The organism is Johannesbaptistia floridana, from assembly GCF_057440575.1.
Genome location: NZ_JALKVM010000178.1, coordinates 1 through 16,652, shown reverse-complemented (window position 1 = coordinate 16,652; position 16,652 = coordinate 1). Strand labels below are relative to the sequence as shown.

The 16,652-nt window shown below is 36.9% G+C and carries 18 protein-coding genes and 1 riboswitch; of the genes, 7 read left to right on the top strand and 11 right to left on the bottom strand.

Going from position 1 to position 16,652, the window contains the following annotated elements; all coding sequences use genetic code 11:
• Window positions 1-297 precede the first annotated feature (297 nt).
• From MW688_RS12215 to MW688_RS12205, 3 genes are read right to left on the bottom strand one after another with little or no spacing between them, the layout of a single operon-like run.
• Complete coding sequence (locus MW688_RS12215) at window positions 298-1,506, bottom strand: glycosyltransferase family 4 protein (protein ID WP_486736272.1); 1,209 nt, start codon at window positions 1,504-1,506, stop codon at window positions 298-300.
• Window positions 1,507-1,515: 9 nt separating this feature from the next.
• Window positions 1,516-2,505 (bottom strand): NAD-dependent epimerase/dehydratase family protein, encoded by a 990-nt coding sequence (locus tag MW688_RS12210; protein WP_486736270.1) that lies wholly within the window; start codon window positions 2,503-2,505, stop codon window positions 1,516-1,518.
• Window positions 2,495-3,619 carry a Gfo/Idh/MocA family protein gene (locus MW688_RS12205; protein ID WP_486736269.1) on the bottom strand — a complete coding sequence of 375 codons (1,125 nt, stop codon included), beginning with the start codon at window positions 3,617-3,619 and terminating at the stop codon, window positions 2,495-2,497. The genes MW688_RS12210 and MW688_RS12205 overlap by 11 nt, the downstream gene beginning before the upstream one ends.
• Window positions 3,620-3,825: 206 nt before the next feature.
• Here MW688_RS12205 and MW688_RS12200 point away from each other — a divergent pair, with 206 nt between their 5' ends.
• Together MW688_RS12200 and MW688_RS12195 are read left to right on the top strand one after the other, a co-directional pair.
• The gene (locus MW688_RS12200; protein WP_486736268.1) at window positions 3,826-5,010 is read left to right on the top strand and encodes a glycosyltransferase family 2 protein; all 1,185 of its coding nucleotides are present in this window, start codon (window positions 3,826-3,828) and stop codon (window positions 5,008-5,010) included.
• A gap of 260 nt (window positions 5,011-5,270) precedes the next feature.
• On the top strand, window positions 5,271-7,178 hold the full coding sequence (locus MW688_RS12195; RefSeq protein WP_486736267.1) for a hypothetical protein: 1,908 nt from the start codon (window positions 5,271-5,273) through the stop codon (window positions 7,176-7,178).
• A 90-nt stretch (window positions 7,179-7,268) separates the two neighbouring features.
• On the opposite strand, the gene MW688_RS12190 is transcribed toward MW688_RS12195, so the two are convergent.
• The gene (locus MW688_RS12190; protein WP_486736266.1) at window positions 7,269-8,048 is read right to left on the bottom strand and encodes a hypothetical protein; all 780 of its coding nucleotides are present in this window, start codon (window positions 8,046-8,048) and stop codon (window positions 7,269-7,271) included.
• Between the two features lie 268 nt (window positions 8,049-8,316).
• Between MW688_RS12190 and MW688_RS12185 the strand changes: the two genes are divergently transcribed.
• On the top strand, window positions 8,317-8,553 hold the full coding sequence (locus MW688_RS12185; RefSeq protein ID WP_486736264.1) for a type II toxin-antitoxin system Phd/YefM family antitoxin: 237 nt from the start codon (window positions 8,317-8,319) through the stop codon (window positions 8,551-8,553).
• A 3-nt stretch (window positions 8,554-8,556) separates the two neighbouring features.
• Window positions 8,557-8,931 (top strand): type II toxin-antitoxin system VapC family toxin, encoded by a 375-nt coding sequence (locus tag MW688_RS12180; protein WP_486736263.1) that lies wholly within the window; start codon window positions 8,557-8,559, stop codon window positions 8,929-8,931.
• Between the two features lie 61 nt (window positions 8,932-8,992).
• Here the strand turns inward: MW688_RS12180 and MW688_RS12175 are convergent, their stop codons facing one another.
• Both MW688_RS12175 and MW688_RS12170 read right to left on the bottom strand, forming a co-directional pair.
• A complete protein-coding gene (locus MW688_RS12175; protein ID WP_486736262.1) occupies window positions 8,993-9,988 on the bottom strand; it encodes an SPFH domain-containing protein in 996 nt (331 codons plus the stop codon).
• 17 nt (window positions 9,989-10,005) lie between these two features.
• Complete coding sequence (locus MW688_RS12170; protein ID WP_486736261.1) at window positions 10,006-10,437, bottom strand: NfeD family protein; 432 nt, start codon at window positions 10,435-10,437, stop codon at window positions 10,006-10,008.
• A 124-nt stretch (window positions 10,438-10,561) separates the two neighbouring features.
• Here MW688_RS12170 and MW688_RS12165 point away from each other — a divergent pair, with 124 nt between their 5' ends.
• Window positions 10,562-11,197 carry a bifunctional 4-hydroxy-2-oxoglutarate aldolase/2-dehydro-3-deoxy-phosphogluconate aldolase gene (locus tag MW688_RS12165; protein ID WP_486736260.1) on the top strand — a complete coding sequence of 212 codons (636 nt, stop codon included), beginning with the start codon at window positions 10,562-10,564 and terminating at the stop codon, window positions 11,195-11,197.
• Between the two features lie 88 nt (window positions 11,198-11,285).
• Window positions 11,286-12,497, top strand: a complete 1,212-nt coding sequence (locus tag MW688_RS12160; RefSeq protein ID WP_486736259.1) for a trypsin-like serine protease — start codon at window positions 11,286-11,288, stop codon at window positions 12,495-12,497.
• Here MW688_RS12160 and MW688_RS12155 read toward each other — a convergent pair.
• The 5 genes from MW688_RS12155 to MW688_RS12135 all read right to left on the bottom strand — a co-directional run bounded on the left by MW688_RS12155 (window position 12,415) and on the right by MW688_RS12135 (window position 15,984).
• Window positions 12,415-13,245, bottom strand: coding sequence for an energy-coupling factor ABC transporter ATP-binding protein (locus tag MW688_RS12155; protein WP_486736258.1), 831 nt, complete (start codon window positions 13,243-13,245; stop codon window positions 12,415-12,417). The two genes, MW688_RS12160 and MW688_RS12155, sit on opposite strands and share 83 nt — an antisense overlap.
• Window positions 13,229-14,032 (bottom strand): cobalt ECF transporter T component CbiQ, encoded by an 804-nt coding sequence (cbiQ, locus tag MW688_RS12150; RefSeq protein WP_486736257.1) that lies wholly within the window; start codon window positions 14,030-14,032, stop codon window positions 13,229-13,231. Before cbiQ ends, MW688_RS12155 begins: the two co-directional genes overlap by 17 nt.
• 14 nt (window positions 14,033-14,046) lie before the next feature.
• The gene (locus tag MW688_RS12145; protein WP_486736256.1) at window positions 14,047-14,349 is read right to left on the bottom strand and encodes an energy-coupling factor ABC transporter substrate-binding protein; all 303 of its coding nucleotides are present in this window, start codon (window positions 14,347-14,349) and stop codon (window positions 14,047-14,049) included.
• A gap of 205 nt (window positions 14,350-14,554) precedes the next feature.
• Window positions 14,555-15,328, bottom strand: coding sequence for an energy-coupling factor ABC transporter permease (locus MW688_RS12140; protein ID WP_486736254.1), 774 nt, complete (start codon window positions 15,326-15,328; stop codon window positions 14,555-14,557).
• Between the two features lie 80 nt (window positions 15,329-15,408).
• Window positions 15,409-15,553, bottom strand: a riboswitch (cobalamin riboswitch).
• Between the two features lie 26 nt (window positions 15,554-15,579).
• Window positions 15,580-15,984: a DUF1824 family protein gene (locus tag MW688_RS12135; RefSeq protein WP_486736253.1), complete on the bottom strand. Its 405-nt coding sequence runs from the start codon at window positions 15,982-15,984 to the stop codon at window positions 15,580-15,582.
• Between the two features lie 95 nt (window positions 15,985-16,079).
• Between MW688_RS12135 and MW688_RS12130 the strand changes: the two genes are divergently transcribed.
• Window positions 16,080-16,544, top strand: coding sequence for a hypothetical protein (locus MW688_RS12130; protein ID WP_486736252.1), 465 nt, complete (start codon window positions 16,080-16,082; stop codon window positions 16,542-16,544).
• Window positions 16,545-16,652 lie beyond the last annotated feature (108 nt).

Below are 16,652 nucleotides of genomic sequence, written 5' to 3'. Positions count from 1 at the left end.
CGTTACTCATTACTCATCTAGGTGCGTTACGCTCACGCTAACACACCCTACAACTCTACAGGCTACGTACAGGCTACCTTCTTACTCATTACTTATTACTCATTACTTATTACTCATTACTCATCTAACGGTGCGTTACGGGCTTCGCCCTAACACACCCTACAACTACAACTACTAATATAATGTTGGGTTTCGTGCCTCAACCCAACCTACAGGCTACGTACAGGCTACCTTCTTACTCATTACTCATTACTTCAAAACTCATTACTCAACTAAATCCCTTAGGATTTAAACGTGTCACTGACAATACTTAGTAAAGATATCATAGAGTTTCTCAGCTTCAACAGCAATATTAAACTGCTGTTCAATAGTTTGACGACTAACTTGAGCGAGTTTATTTCTCAAATCCACATCGTCTAACAAAAGAGAAATTTTCTCAGCCAAAGAATGAGCATCTCCAGGAGGGACAAGATAACCATTCACCCCATCCTTGACCAACTCACCAACACCGCCAACTTGAGTAGCCACAACAGGTACACCAGTAGCCATAGACTCCATCAAAGAAACAGGCACCCCCTCAGCAAAACTAGGAAGAACAAAAACATCAGTATTTTGGAGGTATTGGCGAATCTCTGCTTGAGACTTATAACCAACAAAATTAACCTGTTGAGTCAAGCCTAATTCTGCCGTTAACTTTTCTAAATCCGAGCGGTCTTGACCGTCTCCCACTAAAGTTAAGATAATATTGGGGTGAGTAGACTTTAACTTAGCTAAACTGGTCAATAAAACTTCTAACCCCTTAACAGCAGCTAAACGTCCCACATAGAGTAATTGAGTACCTAATTGCTGATGAGTGACTGGCTTAAATAAACTTACGTCTAAGCTACAGTGAACAATATACATACGTTGCCAAGTATCCTTAGGACCAAAAAGCATACATTGACTCCGGCAAAAATTACTAATGCAGATAGTAAAAAGAGCATGTTTGAACTTTTCACCAATTGCCCAGCGATAGGGTTCAAAAAACAGGTCAGGGCCATGTACAGTAATACTATAAGTCAAACCACCAATCACAGCAGCGAGCATAGTTACCGTACCACTAGAATCGCCAAAATGATTATGTAGATGACTAATCTGGCGTTTAGATAACTCTCTAGCTAGAATACCAGCTTCTAGAAAATAAAACAATTGATAGAGATTACCCTTAATGCCAGGCTGTCGAGTTTTCCAAGCCAAAGCAATACCCTTTAGATAGTTTTTTGGGGAAGTAACTAACAAAAAAAGATGAGAAATAATCAGTTGAAGAATATTTGGCGGTAGTACATAAAAAGTATTTTCTCGTTCTTGGGCTTGTTCTGGACCAACAATATGTTCATCACCAGTACGACGAATAGAAAAGGTATATATATTGAGACCTTTTGCCCTTAAAGAAGCCACTTCTCTTTGGATAAAAGTATCAGTTGCGCGAGGATATTCACCAGTCAAATAACCAATATTAATACTCATATTAATTTCTTATAGTTTTGCAATTTGTTCCAAGGCAGTATTAAGAGTATAACGAGGTTGCCAATTTAATATACTTTTAGCACGACTATTATCATATTTTAGAGGTTTAAAACGAGCCTCAAAGATATTAGGACAAAACAGACTAGGAACTAACTTTTTATTTTTCAGAAGTAATTGATTAGTTTGCCAAGCCAAATTAGTGAGAAAACGAACAAAAGAAGCATTAAGCCGTATTGTTTGAGGTTGAACAGATAAATAGGGCCAAATCTTCTCTATATAGGTAGATTGAGTCGGTAAATCATCATCTATTAAATTAATAACTTCACCAATACTCCCTTCAGTTTCAGCAGCTAAAACAATTGCTTGGGCACAATTTTCTACATAATTAAGGGGCATTTGGGAAACAGAATTAATTAATATCCAAAGTTTATCACTCTTATCAATACCTAAACTAGCGTGCCAAAGATTATCCTTACCATAGATAATACCGGGACGAAGAATAGTCACATCTCCATTATTTTCCCTTTGCCAATCTTGAATCAATTGTTCTTGTTTTAACTTCATTTGGGCGTATACATCTCTTCTTTCGGGGGTTGCTTCTAGGGGAGAAGTTTCATCAAGAGTTGTTCGGCGACGAATTCTCAAATAATCATAAACAGAAAAACTACTAATAGCCACCAGTCTTGTTAAACCAGCTTGAGACATAGCCATCAAGAGATTTTCTGTAGCGGTAACAGTATTAGCGTATTGAGTTTCCCAATCTCCGGTCTTACTAGCAGCCAAATGAATAACTAAATCAACACCATCTAAACAGGGTAAAATTGACTCTTGATTGAGTAAATCTAGTTGTTTTATCTCCAGATGAGGATGTTCTTGCCAGGAATTACTCGAACGTGTAGTAGCGCGAACTTGATGACCTCGCAGCAAAGCCTCGTTAACTACATAACGACCGAGAAAACCACTAGCACCGGTAATTAAGATATGTAAATTATTGGGCATAAGGCATAGGCTCCATTGGTAAAAAGGATGTAGTCAGTTTATAGGGAGAAGCTGTATTCTTAGCATTATTAATAGCTAAAACTAACTCTGTGACGTGTAAACAAAAATCTGGTGAAAGACGACTAGTTCTGTTTTCGGTAATTGCGGCCACTAATTCCGCCACACCGCGACAAAAATTGATATCTTGGGCACCAGAAGGAGGAATATGGGGATTTTTCTTCCCTAGGAGCGGGTATTTTCGCTTCCAAGACATCAAAGTTTTACGCCGAATAGTGAAGCGTTTTTGTACATAAACTGGGTTACGCTCATCCCAACAGTCTTCTATTGATATAACTCCATCATCACCATAGAATTTCAATTCATGGTCATGAGTCGCCACTATACTGCAAGTGATTCTTGCTACTATTCCTGAGGCAAACTTGATACAAGCCACAGAAAAATCTGGGGCATTAGTATCTAAGGGCACAGGTGTTTTTTTATCAGGAATCAAACAATCAGAAAAGGCAGTTACGGTTTCAGCGGGACCAAAAAAAGCCAGTAACCAGGTTAAAACATAACCCGCATGTTCAATAGTGCAGCCTACCTCAAATTCATCTTTGTAAGGCCAAGGTATTCCCGATTCACTCACCCATTTTTGGTAAGGAAATAAATGCACCATGCCATCATCCATTTCTGCGTACACAGCTCTAATCTTACCAATCTTTTCCTCTCGAATGGCTTTCCAGAGAGTTTGGGCAGTTTCACCCAAAACGGTACAAGGGGCCCCAGAAATATATAAACCTTTAGTTTTAGCAAGTTCTACTAATTGTTTAGCTTCGCTAAAATCCATAGCGAGGGGTTTTTCTGAGTAGACGTGTTTACCTGCTTCTAAACAGGCTTGAGACACAGCAAAATGACTACGAGGATTAGTTAAATTAAGGACTAATTCTACTTTATCTCCGGCTAACAGTTCTTCTAGAGAGTCGTAGGCAGTTACATTATGAGTTTTCGCCAATTTATCGGCCCTGAGTTGAATTTTATCTACTACCCCGACTAATTCTAGTTCGGGGTAGAGTTTCATGGTTTTCAGATAGTAGTCTGAGACAAAACCACAGCCAACAATACCAAGACGCATAGTTTTTAATACCTTCGGTGAGCTAATTTATTTGGATTTTTTGATTTAATAGGATATTATCTTATCATCTAGGTTAATTTTTACCCATAAAGCTTACTATCTACAAAGAAGGTAAGCGCTTTTAAGGAATAATGTTCCAAGCTTGGCTATAAACCTTCTTGTTGATGCTTATCAAAAGCAAATACGAAATAATCATTAGATATATTATGTTACTAATTTTAAATATTTTTATCTGGGCTATTGTCATCACTCTTTGTTTACCTATACTAGTTTTAGCCGTAGAATGTATAGGAGCTTTATTTAGTCAACCAACTAAATCTCTTGATGAAGCAAAAAAGCATTCAGATTGGCGAATATTAATGCCAGCCCACAATGAAGAGGCTTGTATTGAAAAAACGCTCAAGGAATTATTACCCCAAGTAAGGAAACCAGAAGATATAGTAGTAATTGCTGATAATTGTAGCGATGAAACAGCAGAGATTGCCCGTAGTTTACAAGTTACTGTTATTGAAAGAAAAGATGAAAATAATCGAGGTAAAGGCTACGCTTTAGCCTACGGATTGGATTATCTTGCCTCTAACCCTCCATCTGGGGTAATCTTTGTCGATGCTGATTGTTTAGTCACTGACACAGCCATATCTAAGTTAATTGACAAATCTACAATTACGGGGAGACCAATTCAAGCCCTTTATCTGATGGAAAAACCCCAAAACCCATCTCCTAAGGATACGGTGTCTGCTTTTGCTTTTTTAGTGAAAAATTGGGTTCGCCCATCGGGATTAAATGTTTTGAAACTTCCCTGCCTGCTTACAGGCACAGGAATGGCCTTTCCGTGGTCTGTAATTAGTCAAGCAAATCTTGCTGATGGCAATATTGTAGAAGACATGCAGTTGGGCCTCAATTTAGCTATTGACGGTTATCTCCCACTTTTTTGCCCTGAAGCTAAAGTTATTGGTATTCTTCCTCAAAAAGAACAAATCGCTAAAAACCAGCGCACACGCTGGGAACATGGCCACCTACAAACTCTCCTAACCCAAGTACCTCGATTACTAAAAGCTGCTATAAGTAAAGCTAGTCTACCTTTACTGGCTTTAGCATTAGAATTAAGTGTTCCTCCCCTATCTTTGTTAGTAATGTTATGGGTATTGGGATTAGTTATAAGCTTAATTACAGGATTGGTATTTAGTTTGTGGCTACCTAGCTTAATACTAACTATTGCAGGAGTGGTGATGTTTATCAGTATCTTGTCTGCTTGGGCTAAATTTGGCAAAGATGAGATTCCTTTTTCTAGTCTGGTTTCTATACCCTTGTATCTGTTTTCCAAACTTAGTATCTATCTAAGGTTTATCTTTAAACCTGAGTCGAAATGGGTAAAAACCGAGCGAGATTAAGTAAACTCAGACCCCTCGCATCTTTACCTAATGTTACTGGTTGTGGTTGAGTAATGAGTAAGAAGTAATGAGTTTTGAAGTCTTGAAGTAAGAAGTCTTGAAGTCTTGGAGTTTTGGAGTTTTGAAGTTTTGGAGTTTTGAAGTAATGAGTTAAAGAATTAATGCTAAACGCTTAAAAATTGATTCGGAGCCTGTTGGCCAATTTCTGTACTTTTGTATTTGCGTGCAAGATATGAGGTAAATTTTGATATTTGTTTTTTATGAAACTTCATCTTATTCTTATCGCAATTATTAGTTTTTTCTTGTCGATAACCATAGGCTGGGTAATATCTACTGCTTATGCCCAAAATAATTATACTTTTCCCGGTATTGAACTTTCTGTAGTAAATTCTCAATGGCGCAATCAATGGACTCCAGAATTAGAAACAGAATTTCAAGAAAGAGCAACCACCATTATTAATCATTTTGCTAACCCTAAAGAATATGGTAATGGTTATGGAGAAAATGAAAAAAGGTCTTATCCTAGAGCAATGTTCGATTTTTTAGCAGGAAATCGCCAAAAAGCCCTAGAATTTCTCCAAAAAGATGATCCTCAAGCAAAAGACCATGCTCATACAGAGGGCATTGATTATTACTTCTGTTTTACCCTAAAGGGACAAATTCGTAAATATTTTTTATTTAAACAATTTTTTGATCCCGCCTATACAGAAAGAATGTACCAAGGCGCCAAACAATGGACCCAAGAAGACCCCTTAACTCGTCCCCACCCTGAGTATGGCTTTGGCGAAGGAGATGGAGGAGGTTGGAGTATGAAAAGGCGAGGAAGATGGGTTGACGCCAGAAATACCGATAATTTACGAGCGATGCGAGAAACTGCTGTATATTTGATGGCGGAAGAAACAGGTAATGAGGAAACCCGACAGATTTATAAAGAGAAAATTCGCCGTTATGTAGAAGCTTTATATAATATTGGTATGGGTGAATGGGATTCATCTGTTTATCATAGTCATACCTTTGCTCCCTATCTCAGTCTTTACGATTTTGCCCAAGATACGGAAGTCAAAGATTTAGCTAAAGCCGCCTTAGATTGGATGTCAATCGCTGCCGCAGTAAAATATTATCGAGGTGGTTGGGGAAGTCCATCTAAACGAGATTATGGAGGAAGTAGTGTCGTATTTGGAGCAGAGGCAGCTAGAGCTTTTTGGTTATATTATGGTGATACCGTAATTCCTAATCCTAATCCAAGTTTAGATACATTACACTTCATAACTAGTACTTATCGACCTCCTTTAGCGGCAGTTGACATAGCAAAAAAACAATTTCTCAAACCCTTAGAAATTATTGCTACTAAACCTGTTTATCAAAATTGGAAACCAGAAAATAATCGCTTTCCTGGTTACTGGGAAACTCAGTTTTTTGGTCATAGTTATCAAATGGGTAGTTTAGCAGGAACTTTTGCCGCAGGAGATGTTAAACCCTTTGTGTTAATGGCTTATAGTAGTAAAAGAGGTGTAGATTATTTTGCTGTTAATACAGGAAGCGATCGCCTAAATCCAGGTAAAAACCCGGGAGATCAAATAGGACAATATGAAAATCTTTTGATTTGGTTAAGTTCTGCTGATAATCACAACTTCGCTTTTCAAATCCCTCAAACTGCCAACATAGAAATAGAAAATAATATTTGGTTTATTCAACTGGAAAAAACCTGGTTAGCGATTTTTCCCATTAACTTAAATGAGTATGAATGGCAAAATATAACCGATGAAAGATGGTTACAAAGATACAAAGAAGAACAAGTTTTTACAGCCACCACAGAAAGAAATGATTATTCAGGTTTCGCTTTAGAAGTAGGAGAAATAGAAACTGAGGGAAGTTATGCAGAATTTAAACGTAAAATTAAAGAAAAAAGTAGGCTAGAAATCCAACAAGATAAAATCACATTTCAAGGAAGCAATAACAAAACCTTGGAACTAACCTATAATCAACAACATTTGTTACCAATATTAGCCCGTGATGGTAAAAATTTCAATTGGTTAGACTACTTCGCCATTTATAATAGTCAAACCCCAGATAAAACTCCGATTTATTTAGGTTGGAAACAAGCAAAACTAATGGTTAAAACCGAAGAAAATAAGTTCGCAGTTAGAAACGTGGAAGCCTGGGAGTAGGCAACCACTTACACCAAAGCCTCTAAAATCTTACATATCTTCCTTATTTGTGGTGATAAGCAAAACGGCTAGACTGTATTTGACATATAGTTAACTTGACCATACCTTTTTAAATGCAGAACCACCGCCTAATGCTCCTAATATTAAAATAGTCAATAAATTAGAAGACTCAGGAATACTTTGAGATTGTGTTTCTATTGTTAGTTCAGCAAAGTCAATATAAGTATCATCTTCAATAAAGATATCCAAAAAACCCTGGTTATTTATTGTGCTTAATAAGTTACTTTCAACAATATTAGGATTTTGTTGTGGAGCTAAGGGAAGGTTCCCTAAATCAAAGGTAAACGTTCTTTCAACATTGCCAGTCCACGATATATTAGTTAGACCATCTTCAGGATTACCTGCTCCTAAAAAGCGACGCCAACTTACCGGGTTCCCTTGTTCTTCAATCAAGTTACCTAATTCGTCGGTAAATGATAAGCTAATTGTATCATTAGAGCCATTCCCTCGAAGCGTAATTCTCAACGTAGCAGAATCAACAGAACCTGTTAAACTACTTAAATCAAAGGTATGTAGAAAGTTGCGATCATTATTAAAGTCATCAAAATTTTTGACTTCACAACGAGGAAATATTTGCTGGCAGGTCTGTCCAATCAAACTCTCTAAGAGATTGTTATTTCTCATCACCAAACCTGGACTAGGACTGGCTAATTCAGGTCCGTCGCTAGTTACAAAATTGTCTTCACGTCCTGCTAAAAAAGTGAAAGTTGCTGCCTGAGACGGTCCAATTAGAAAACAACTAGGCAGAACACAAATACTACCAAAAATCAAAAGTTTACTAAAAATATTGATCAGTTTGATAGTTGACATGAACTATTAATCCTCCAACAAGTTTAATAAATAAGTAATTAATATAATAATAGCCCAAAAAGTTTTCAAAACCAATCACTCAAAAATAAGAATTACTGTCTTAATTAATACTACTAAATGAACAGCGATCGCTAAAAAAGCGTGCCAAGTGTGTTAAAAGAGTTAAAACATTTAAGTAATCGTCGATTTTCCTGCGGGAGAATATTGACTAACTAGTTAGACTAAGTTAGACTAGTTTTGAGCCAATAAAAATAGTAAATTAATTTGTATGAAAACCCTAAACATTTCAGAAGCAAAAGCTCGTTTCTCAGAACTAGTAGAACAAGTTCTTGGTGGAGAGGAAATTATTATTACCAAAATGAATAAACCTGTAGTTAAGTTAACTGCGTATCAGCCTAAAATAGAAAATAAGCGTCTTAATTATTTTAATAAACAAATTAAAATATCTGATGATTTTGACTCTTGGTCTGAAGAGGAAGCTAAATCCCTAGGCATCATAGATTAAGAGATGAAACTTTTATTAGATACACATTCTTTTCTATGGGCTTTAGACAGTAGTATTTCTAGACTATTTGAAAGAGAAACCGAAGCTATTTGTGATCCTGACAATATAGTTTGTATTTCTATGGCAAGTCTTTGGGAGCTTGCCATTAAATCAAATATAGGTAAATTAACACTCCCTGAAAAATTCTTTTTAGAAGTTGAGACTTTAGGATATGAAATTCTCACTATTAAAACAAATCACATTAATACTTATAGTAATTTACCACTTATCCATAGAGATCCATTTGATAGAATGCTCATCGCTCAAGCTATACAGGAACAATTAATTTTGATTACCCATGATGCTGAAATAAAGAAATATAAAGTTTCAATATTTTAAATTCCAATTAGCGAGAGTGCGATCTAAACCAAGGTGAGATCGCACTATTTGTGTATTAAAACTAAGAAGCTGAATAACGATCAAGTCTTTCAAGTTCATTAGTCAAAGATGAATCTGAAGAAGAGTTATGATTATTCTCAGGGGATTTATCGCTAATCAGGGTACGAATTCCTTCTAAACTGCCTAAAATACTGCGAGGGTCCATAAACATTACTTTACTGCTATCGCTGCTACCAATTTTTTGACCCATATCTATGTATTTTTGAGCTAGGATGAACTCTAAAGATTTAGCTGCTTGGCGATCGCCTGCTAAGGCCCTTGCGACTATATTCAATGCTTCAGAAGTACCCTCTGCCTCTAATACTTGTTTTTGTTTTTGGGCTTCTGCCGCTAAGATGAGAGCTGTTTTAGCTGCTTCTGCCTCTAATACCTGGGCTTCAGCCTTACCCTTAGCGGAGTTAATTGCCGAGTCTCTAGCGCCTTCGGAGGTAAGAATTGCGGCTCTTTTTTTCCTTTCGGCGGCCATTTGTAGTTCCATAGAGTCTTGAACTGCTTTTGAGGGCATAATATCCCTTAATTCTACCCTAGTTACTTTTACGCCCCAGGGATCTGTAGCTATATCTAATTCTCGCAGTAAAGTTTCATTTATTTCGGTTCTTGCGGTAAAAGTTTGGTCTAACTCTAACTTACCCATTTCTGAGCGAATTTGAGTTAACACCATATTTACAATGGCGCTTCTGAGATTTTCCACCTTATAGTGGGCTTTATACATATCCATAATCCGCCAATATACCACTGCATCCACGCTAATAGATACGTTGTCCCGGGTTATACAGGTTTGAGGTGGAATATCGAGAACTTTTTCTTTGATGGTATCTTTGTATACCACCTTATCAATAAAAGGTATGAGAAAATTCAATCCTGGTTCTAGTTTCTTTTTATAACTGCCTAAACTTTCGACTAAATATTCATTTTTTTCACTTACAATTTTCACTGACGATCCTAATAGGCTTGAACCGAATATAGCTGCTATAACTAAGCCAAATAAGCCTTCCATAATTTACCTCTATAAATTTACTCTTGCAACATTTTTTCTGATGCTACGATCAGGGTATTTCCTTCTCTCCCCACAACATATACTTTTTCTGCTTCAGCGATAAGCTGACTGGGGTCAGCGGATTTTGCATTCCAGGAGTTGCCTTCGTATCTTACTCTCCCTGTTTTTCCCGGCATAATTGTGGTGAGAGTTTCTCCTTCTTGAGAATCTCCCAGACTAAAAGATTTTCTTTTTGGTACATAAAATTTTGTCAGTAACCAAACTCCTATGGCAGATACCATCAGCCACAGAACGACTTGTAGGGCAAAATTACCTATCCACAAGGAAATTCCCGCTACTATTAAGGCACTAATTCCCATTAAAAAGATGATAAATTGAGTTGGTAAGAATAGCTCACTAACACAGAGAATTATGCCAGCGACTACCCAAAGCAAAGAAGCACTTTGCATAAATCGAATTAATAAAACTGTCTTTACTTATTGATCATAACGCTAATTTTTGGCTATCATACTATTTCTTCCTATTATCTTTATAGTTGTTTAAATTTCTATTAATACTATATGCATATTACAAATGAACAAACCAGAATGGTTAGAAATATTATTGAGTTATAGAGCGATCGCCGTAATTAGGGCAGAGAATGTAGTTATGGGGAAAAAAATGGCCAAAGCGGTAGCCAAAGGAGGGATGAGATTAATTGAAATTACCTGGAATAGTGAGAAACCAACTCAGTTAGTAGAAGAATTGAGAGAGGAGTTAACAGATTGTAGGATTGGAGTAGGGACAATTATAGAAACCAGAGAATTAAAAGAAGCCATAGCCTGTGGCGCGGAGTTTTGTTTTTCTCCCTACAGTAATTATGAGTTGATAGAAATGGGTAATAAAGCGGAGATACCAATAATACCGGGGGCCTTATCGCCCACAGAAATAGTGAAAGCTTGGCAAAGGGGAGCGAGTAGTATAAAAGTATTTCCGGTAGAAAATTTAGGGGGGGCGAAGTATATAAAAAGTTTACAGATACCCCTAGGAAAAATACCCTTAATTCCCACAGGAGGGGTAACAATAACAAATGCAGGAGAGTATATAAAAAGTGGGGCGATCGCCGTAGGGTTATCTAGTAGTTTATACCCTGAATCATTGGTAAATCAAGAAGCATGGTCAAAAATTAGCCAACGGGCGGAGCAGCTAAATAATAGCATAATAAATTAGTATATGTTAAAATTTTGACGATTAAAGCTATTATTGCGATATTCTAATATATGCTTATTTTTTACTTATAATTGTCGAAATAAAATAAATGAGAAAAAAATTTATTCAATCACTGTTATTTTCTTTAGCTTGTATTCATTCTATAGATAAAGCAGAAGCTACTGTTTTGTTTACCCCTAGCGATCCAATTTTTATCGGTCAAAATAACGACAATAATGTTGATGTCTTCCCAAACCCACCAATTGTGACTACACATCAGTTACCATCAGGAGAGGTAATAACATCAGTAGCAGAGGAACTCCTAACCACTTTTGAATTTCCGACAGATCCTATATATGAAGTTAATAGTTCTACAGATGAATTTACTGGAGTAGCAGACTTATGGTTAGTAACCGAAGCAAATCCCTCAATCGCCATTAGATGTGGTGGAGCGCTATTGACATCAGGTCGTCATCTTCTGACGGCGGCCCATTGCTTAACAGATACCAGGGGCAATATCGATGTAATTCAAGCCAGGGTTAATTTTGATATTCCTGGGGACAGAATCTTTGTAGATGTGCCCATAGATGTTGATAATACAAATGAAAACGTTTTTTTTCTCCCCGGTTGGAATGGAATTCTCCCCGATGGTAATGACTTAGCAATTATTGACTTAACTAATCCCCTACCCCCTGAGGTAAATCGCTATCCAATTTATCGTCAAAAGAATGAAATAGATCAAACATTTACTAGAGTTGGCTATGGAAGAAGAGGCAGGGGCGACCAAGGAGATATACTACCTCCGGGAATACCACTCCAAGGAGAAAACCGCTATGACGCCACTGGTATTGGACGAAGTCAATTTTTTGGAGGTGCTACCACAGGGATTTTAGGAAGCGACTTTGACAATGGGTTATCGGCAAATGATGCTTTTGACTTTTTCTTTGGCATTCCGGGTACAGGTATAGGAGTTAGAGAATCTGCTGGTGCTAGAGGGGATTCTGGCAGCCCGAGTTTTATCAATGGTCAAATTGCTGGTATTACTTCTTTTCGAGAGCGTTTATTTTTTGGAAATAGCTTTACTTCTGATATAGATAATCGGCTCAACTCCACTTTTGGGGAGTTTACTTATGATACCCGGGTATCAGAAGAAGCAGCTTGGATAGATTCAATAATCATGCAAAATCCACAAACTACCCCAGAACCAGAAACTATCAAAGGCTTAATCCTAGCTTTAGCTATATTCGGCCTTGGCAAGTCTGCCAAAGCTTTTTTGTTAAAGTTTGCATCTGGGATTGAGTCAAACAAATCTCAGCTTTAACCGTTGCTAGTAACTCCACTGCCAGAGGAACACCTAACCCCAATTGTAATAAGATTTGTGTGTTAGTAAAAATCTCCTTTGGAGTCCCCTCCACAATAACTTGCCCTGCATCCATGACTAACACCCAATCTGCCCAAGCAAAGGCTAAATTTAGGTCATGGGTGGCAATAACTATAGTAGTGCCCTGATTGCTAATTTTTTCTAACATCAGGAATAAATTTTGAGTTTGATGGGTATCTAAATAGGCAGTAGGTTCATCCAACAGGAGTATATCTGGTTCTAAAACCATGACATCAGCTAAGGACACACGTTTTTTTTGTCCTAAACTTAAATAGTTGAGGGGAGTGTAAGCTAACTCTAGCAGTTCAAATTCTCTTAAAATACGGTTAACTTTAGCGATTATTTCTGATTTGGGTAAACCTAGATTGCATAAACCATAAGAAATATCTTCAGCTACTGTAGTTCCTACTAGCTGTTGTTGGGGATCTTGAAATACTAAACCCACTCTAGTACGTAATTCTTTGATGCCTTTAGGGTGATAACTGATAGGTTTACCCAGAAATTCAATTCTCCCTTGATCTGGAGTATATAAACCATTAGCTAAACGAAATAAAGTACTCTTGCCGCAGCCGTTGCGTCCAATTAAACAGGTGCGTTGATGGGCTTTAATTCCTAAATTCAGGTTGTCTAAAGCAGGTTTTTGACTACAGGGATAAGTATAGTTAACCTTTTTAAACTCTATTAACATATTCCCAAATAGTATAGGAAACTAAAACAAAGTAACCCCCGAAGGCTTCTAGAGTGTAACGACGATTAGTTTGATACTGAGTTGGATACCAAAAACTAATCTTGTCAATAAAACCCCGAGATTTTAAACCGAGGGTAAGTTGACGATAATTTTCTAAAGAACGTTTTAACAATTGAGTGACTAATATAGCTAGACTATCGATACTGCGGCGCCAGGTGACATAGCCTAGGCGGGATTTTTGAGCAACAATTAACTCACTAGCTGTCTGTGTTAAGGTAAAAATAGCTCTATACATAAGTACTAATAGTTCTAAAATCAAACTGGGGACACCTAGACGCGCCAAGACAGTAAGAATTTCCCCAAAGGGGGTTGTAAGTAGTAGGAAATAGAGAACAGAAGTTAAAGCAAGTGCCCTAGTTAAAAGAATTTGTATCTGGATTATACCTTGTTTACTTAGATACAAATACCAATTACCTATATTGATAGCTTCGTAAATATCGCTACTCACATCCCCTAGATTTTGCTGACTTACTATCCCCAGGGCGATGGCAGGCACACTCATCAACCAAAAACTCACAGGAATAGCCAGCATTTGCCCATATACTTGCTTGGGTATCCCTGCATATACTGTAACCCAGATAAGCATCCAAAAACTAATAGTTAATTGCACTTCCCACGAACTAAGATAACCAAGAATAAATAGCATGATGGTAAATACAACTTTGTGAGTAGGGGGTAAACTACGAAGACGATTAGAATAGGCTAGAGAGTCTATTTTTAGGTGCATATATTATCTTGATTTTAAGAATCTCTACTGTCTTGGTTTCTTTCACTACGACCTTTGTATAATCCAATCACATAACCTAGGATACCAGAACCCAAGGCGGCTTGGGACACAAATAGTAAACTTTCGATTTCACCGCTAGGAGGTTCAAAGAATCCATCAAACCATGGTTGATATTCTGGATTAGTCTCAACAATCACCTCTTCTGCTTCTCCATCGGCACCACCATATTCACCTTTGACGAAAACTAATGGTAAAACCGTTAATAACAATACACCCCCTACTAACCACCAATTGCCTGATTTTGTTGTTTCTTTCATCTTTCTTTTCCTGTTGATTTCCAATTTATTGTTTTAGGCAGACGGCAGAAGGAAAGAGACTTTGAGAAGAGAAAAAGTTCTATATTTTGTCAAATACAGTGATGGCGACTGCTATAAATTGAAAGTCTTACCCTTACTACAATCTCAGTGTCAAAAACCTACCCCTGTAAGCTACAATCCCCCATTTCTTACTAAATTTTGAGAGTTATGTACGTAGTAATTTAAGGGTTTCTAACTCTGACTTAGCGTAAGACTTAAGCCAATTCCAAACTAAAACTGTAAGCAACCCTTCACTAATTCCCAGGGGAATTTGTGTAATTGCAAAGATACTGGCAAATTTAAGTAAAGAAGCGATAAAGCCACCATTTTCTGCGGGAAAAGCTAAAGCCAATTGAAAAGAAGTTACTAAATAGGTAGCAACATTTCCTAAAGCTGCGGCGAGAAAAACCCCTAATTTTTCCCTTTTAGTATTGGCAAAGTTTATATAAATACAGTATGATACCCAAGGACCAACAATCGCCATGGAGAATAAATTAGCCCCTAGGGTAGTTAAGCCTCCATGAGCTAATAGTATAGCTTGGAACAACAAAACTAAACTCCCCAATACAGTCATTATCCCAGGTGTAAAGAGAATTGCGCCTAATCCAGTGCCAGTAGGATGAGAACAACTTCCGGTTACTGAAGGTAATTTCAAAGCAGAAAGTACAAAACTAAAGGCACCAGCTAAGGCTAGAAGTAGTTTAAGTTCTGGATTGCGATTAGTCAACTTAACGAGCGATCGCACTCCCACTACTAAAAATGGTAAAGATAATAATGTCCAAAATACTGCCCAACCTATAGGTAAAAATCCTTCCATAATGTGCATACCATAGGCAGGTTGTGTGGATTGGAGTATTAAAACTAAAGTTAAAACAATACCTCCACAGCAACTAACTAGGTGATTTTGAATAAGTCTGGTGATTTTTTTTTCAATACTCATTTTCTACACCTCCCGACTCATCGCTTCTAGGAGTGCAGCTTTTAATGATTCACTTTTTAACATCTGTACCTCGCAGATATGATATGTTGAGAGATTTGGCGGGCATCCTGACTAAAAAACCGATTAGTTTTATCACAGTTGCGGGACAGCGTTGGATTTTCACCAAACTTTCCCCGTTACCTTTGATAGCTGTTCCCTATCAAAACCAAGTAACTAATTATATCATTGTATTGATTCTCAATCATTGCTTTTTACTCTAATATATTGAGAGGAAAATATCCATAAGTTCTCATTGCTTCTACATCTTCTCCTTGGTAAGCAATTAAAACCCCTCTATCTTTGCCTTCATAGATATCTAAATAGTATGTCAATTTTTGTGTATTAAACTTGATATAAATTGCCGAATCTGCTTCAAAATCAGTGGGTTGGGGTTGACTAGGATAACCTAGAATAGATAAATAGCTATGTAAAGCCTGCCATCCTTCCTCAAGATTATCAGCACAAATACCTAAATTTTGGTAGTCGGATAGTTCTGCAATCACGATAATGGCTTGTTGGAGTTGTTGTTTAGCGGTGAAATCAAGTTTGATTGTTTCTAACACAGAACTATATTTTTTGAGAATGGCGATCGCGTTTTGAGTAGTCAGTTGAGTCATAGATTTATCCTAGTTAAGAATTTTAGCTCATTTCTTGATAAAAATACTTAATTCTTTTGCATTTACTTACATTTTATCTTTACTCAAGCAACTACATGACTCAAATTTTCAATTATCTATTGTGTCAAGACAAGTCAAGGGAAAAAGCTATCGAAATATATTTCACTGAATCTGATTCTTTTGTCAATCATCACCTCAAAATAAATCATAATTTCATGGTAGTTATACTTTTTCAAACTAAAATATCTTTAGATGGTAGTAATTTATTACTGGAAAACCAAGAAAAAGATTTACTGAGAAACAAGTTTATTGTCATGAGTTCTTTTTTCCAAACAGTTTTTAATCAAAATCAGAATTTAGATACAGATTTAATCAAAATTATTGACCCAGATTCAGGAAAAGTCATGACTAGCAATCAACCAATTAAAACATCTCCATCAATTCATATACCTCGGGTAGTTAGTCGGCTAAATAATCAATGTTATCAATATGAGGGAGGATGTCTTGGTTGGCATCATCAGTGGAAATTAGCGGTGTATCCCTGTTTGATTTTATTATAAGTTATTGAAAGTTAAAAATGAGAAGATTATTACTCATATCTTGCACCAGAACTTATGTACTAAATTAACCTCAGAAAAAGTTCATTTCTCTTTAGTCTAAGATCTTGC

What these genes read in the sequence shown, in the direction of transcription:
- MW688_RS12200 (WP_486736268.1), top strand. Translation starts at nt 3,826, where the DNA reads ATGTTACTAATTTTAAATATTTTTATCTGGGCTATTGTCATCACTCTT.
- MW688_RS12165 (WP_486736260.1), top strand. Translation starts at nt 10,562, where the DNA reads ATGAACAAACCAGAATGGTTAGAAATATTATTGAGTTATAGAGCGATC.
- MW688_RS12155 (WP_486736258.1), bottom strand. Translation starts at nt 13,245, where the DNA reads ATGTTAATAGAGTTTAAAAAGGTTAACTATACTTATCCCTGTAGTCAA.
- MW688_RS12190 (WP_486736266.1), bottom strand. Translation starts at nt 8,048, where the DNA reads ATGTCAACTATCAAACTGATCAATATTTTTAGTAAACTTTTGATTTTT.
- MW688_RS12180 (WP_486736263.1), top strand. Translation starts at nt 8,557, where the DNA reads ATGAAACTTTTATTAGATACACATTCTTTTCTATGGGCTTTAGACAGT.
- MW688_RS12170 (WP_486736261.1), bottom strand. Translation starts at nt 10,437, where the DNA reads ATGCAAAGTGCTTCTTTGCTTTGGGTAGTCGCTGGCATAATTCTCTGT.
- MW688_RS12130 (WP_486736252.1), top strand. Translation starts at nt 16,080, where the DNA reads ATGACTCAAATTTTCAATTATCTATTGTGTCAAGACAAGTCAAGGGAA.
- MW688_RS12205 (WP_486736269.1), bottom strand. Translation starts at nt 3,619, where the DNA reads ATGCGTCTTGGTATTGTTGGCTGTGGTTTTGTCTCAGACTACTATCTG.
- MW688_RS12160 (WP_486736259.1), top strand. Translation starts at nt 11,286, where the DNA reads ATGAGAAAAAAATTTATTCAATCACTGTTATTTTCTTTAGCTTGTATT.
- cbiQ (WP_486736257.1), bottom strand. Translation starts at nt 14,032, where the DNA reads ATGCACCTAAAAATAGACTCTCTAGCCTATTCTAATCGTCTTCGTAGT.
- MW688_RS12135 (WP_486736253.1), bottom strand. Translation starts at nt 15,984, where the DNA reads ATGACTCAACTGACTACTCAAAACGCGATCGCCATTCTCAAAAAATAT.
- MW688_RS12175 (WP_486736262.1), bottom strand. Translation starts at nt 9,988, where the DNA reads ATGGAAGGCTTATTTGGCTTAGTTATAGCAGCTATATTCGGTTCAAGC.
- MW688_RS12195 (WP_486736267.1), top strand. Translation starts at nt 5,271, where the DNA reads ATGAAACTTCATCTTATTCTTATCGCAATTATTAGTTTTTTCTTGTCG.
- MW688_RS12185 (WP_486736264.1), top strand. Translation starts at nt 8,317, where the DNA reads ATGAAAACCCTAAACATTTCAGAAGCAAAAGCTCGTTTCTCAGAACTA.
- MW688_RS12145 (WP_486736256.1), bottom strand. Translation starts at nt 14,349, where the DNA reads ATGAAAGAAACAACAAAATCAGGCAATTGGTGGTTAGTAGGGGGTGTA.
- MW688_RS12215 (WP_486736272.1), bottom strand. Translation starts at nt 1,506, where the DNA reads ATGAGTATTAATATTGGTTATTTGACTGGTGAATATCCTCGCGCAACT.
- MW688_RS12210 (WP_486736270.1), bottom strand. Translation starts at nt 2,505, where the DNA reads ATGCCCAATAATTTACATATCTTAATTACCGGTGCTAGTGGTTTTCTC.
- MW688_RS12140 (WP_486736254.1), bottom strand. Translation starts at nt 15,328, where the DNA reads ATGAGTATTGAAAAAAAAATCACCAGACTTATTCAAAATCACCTAGTT.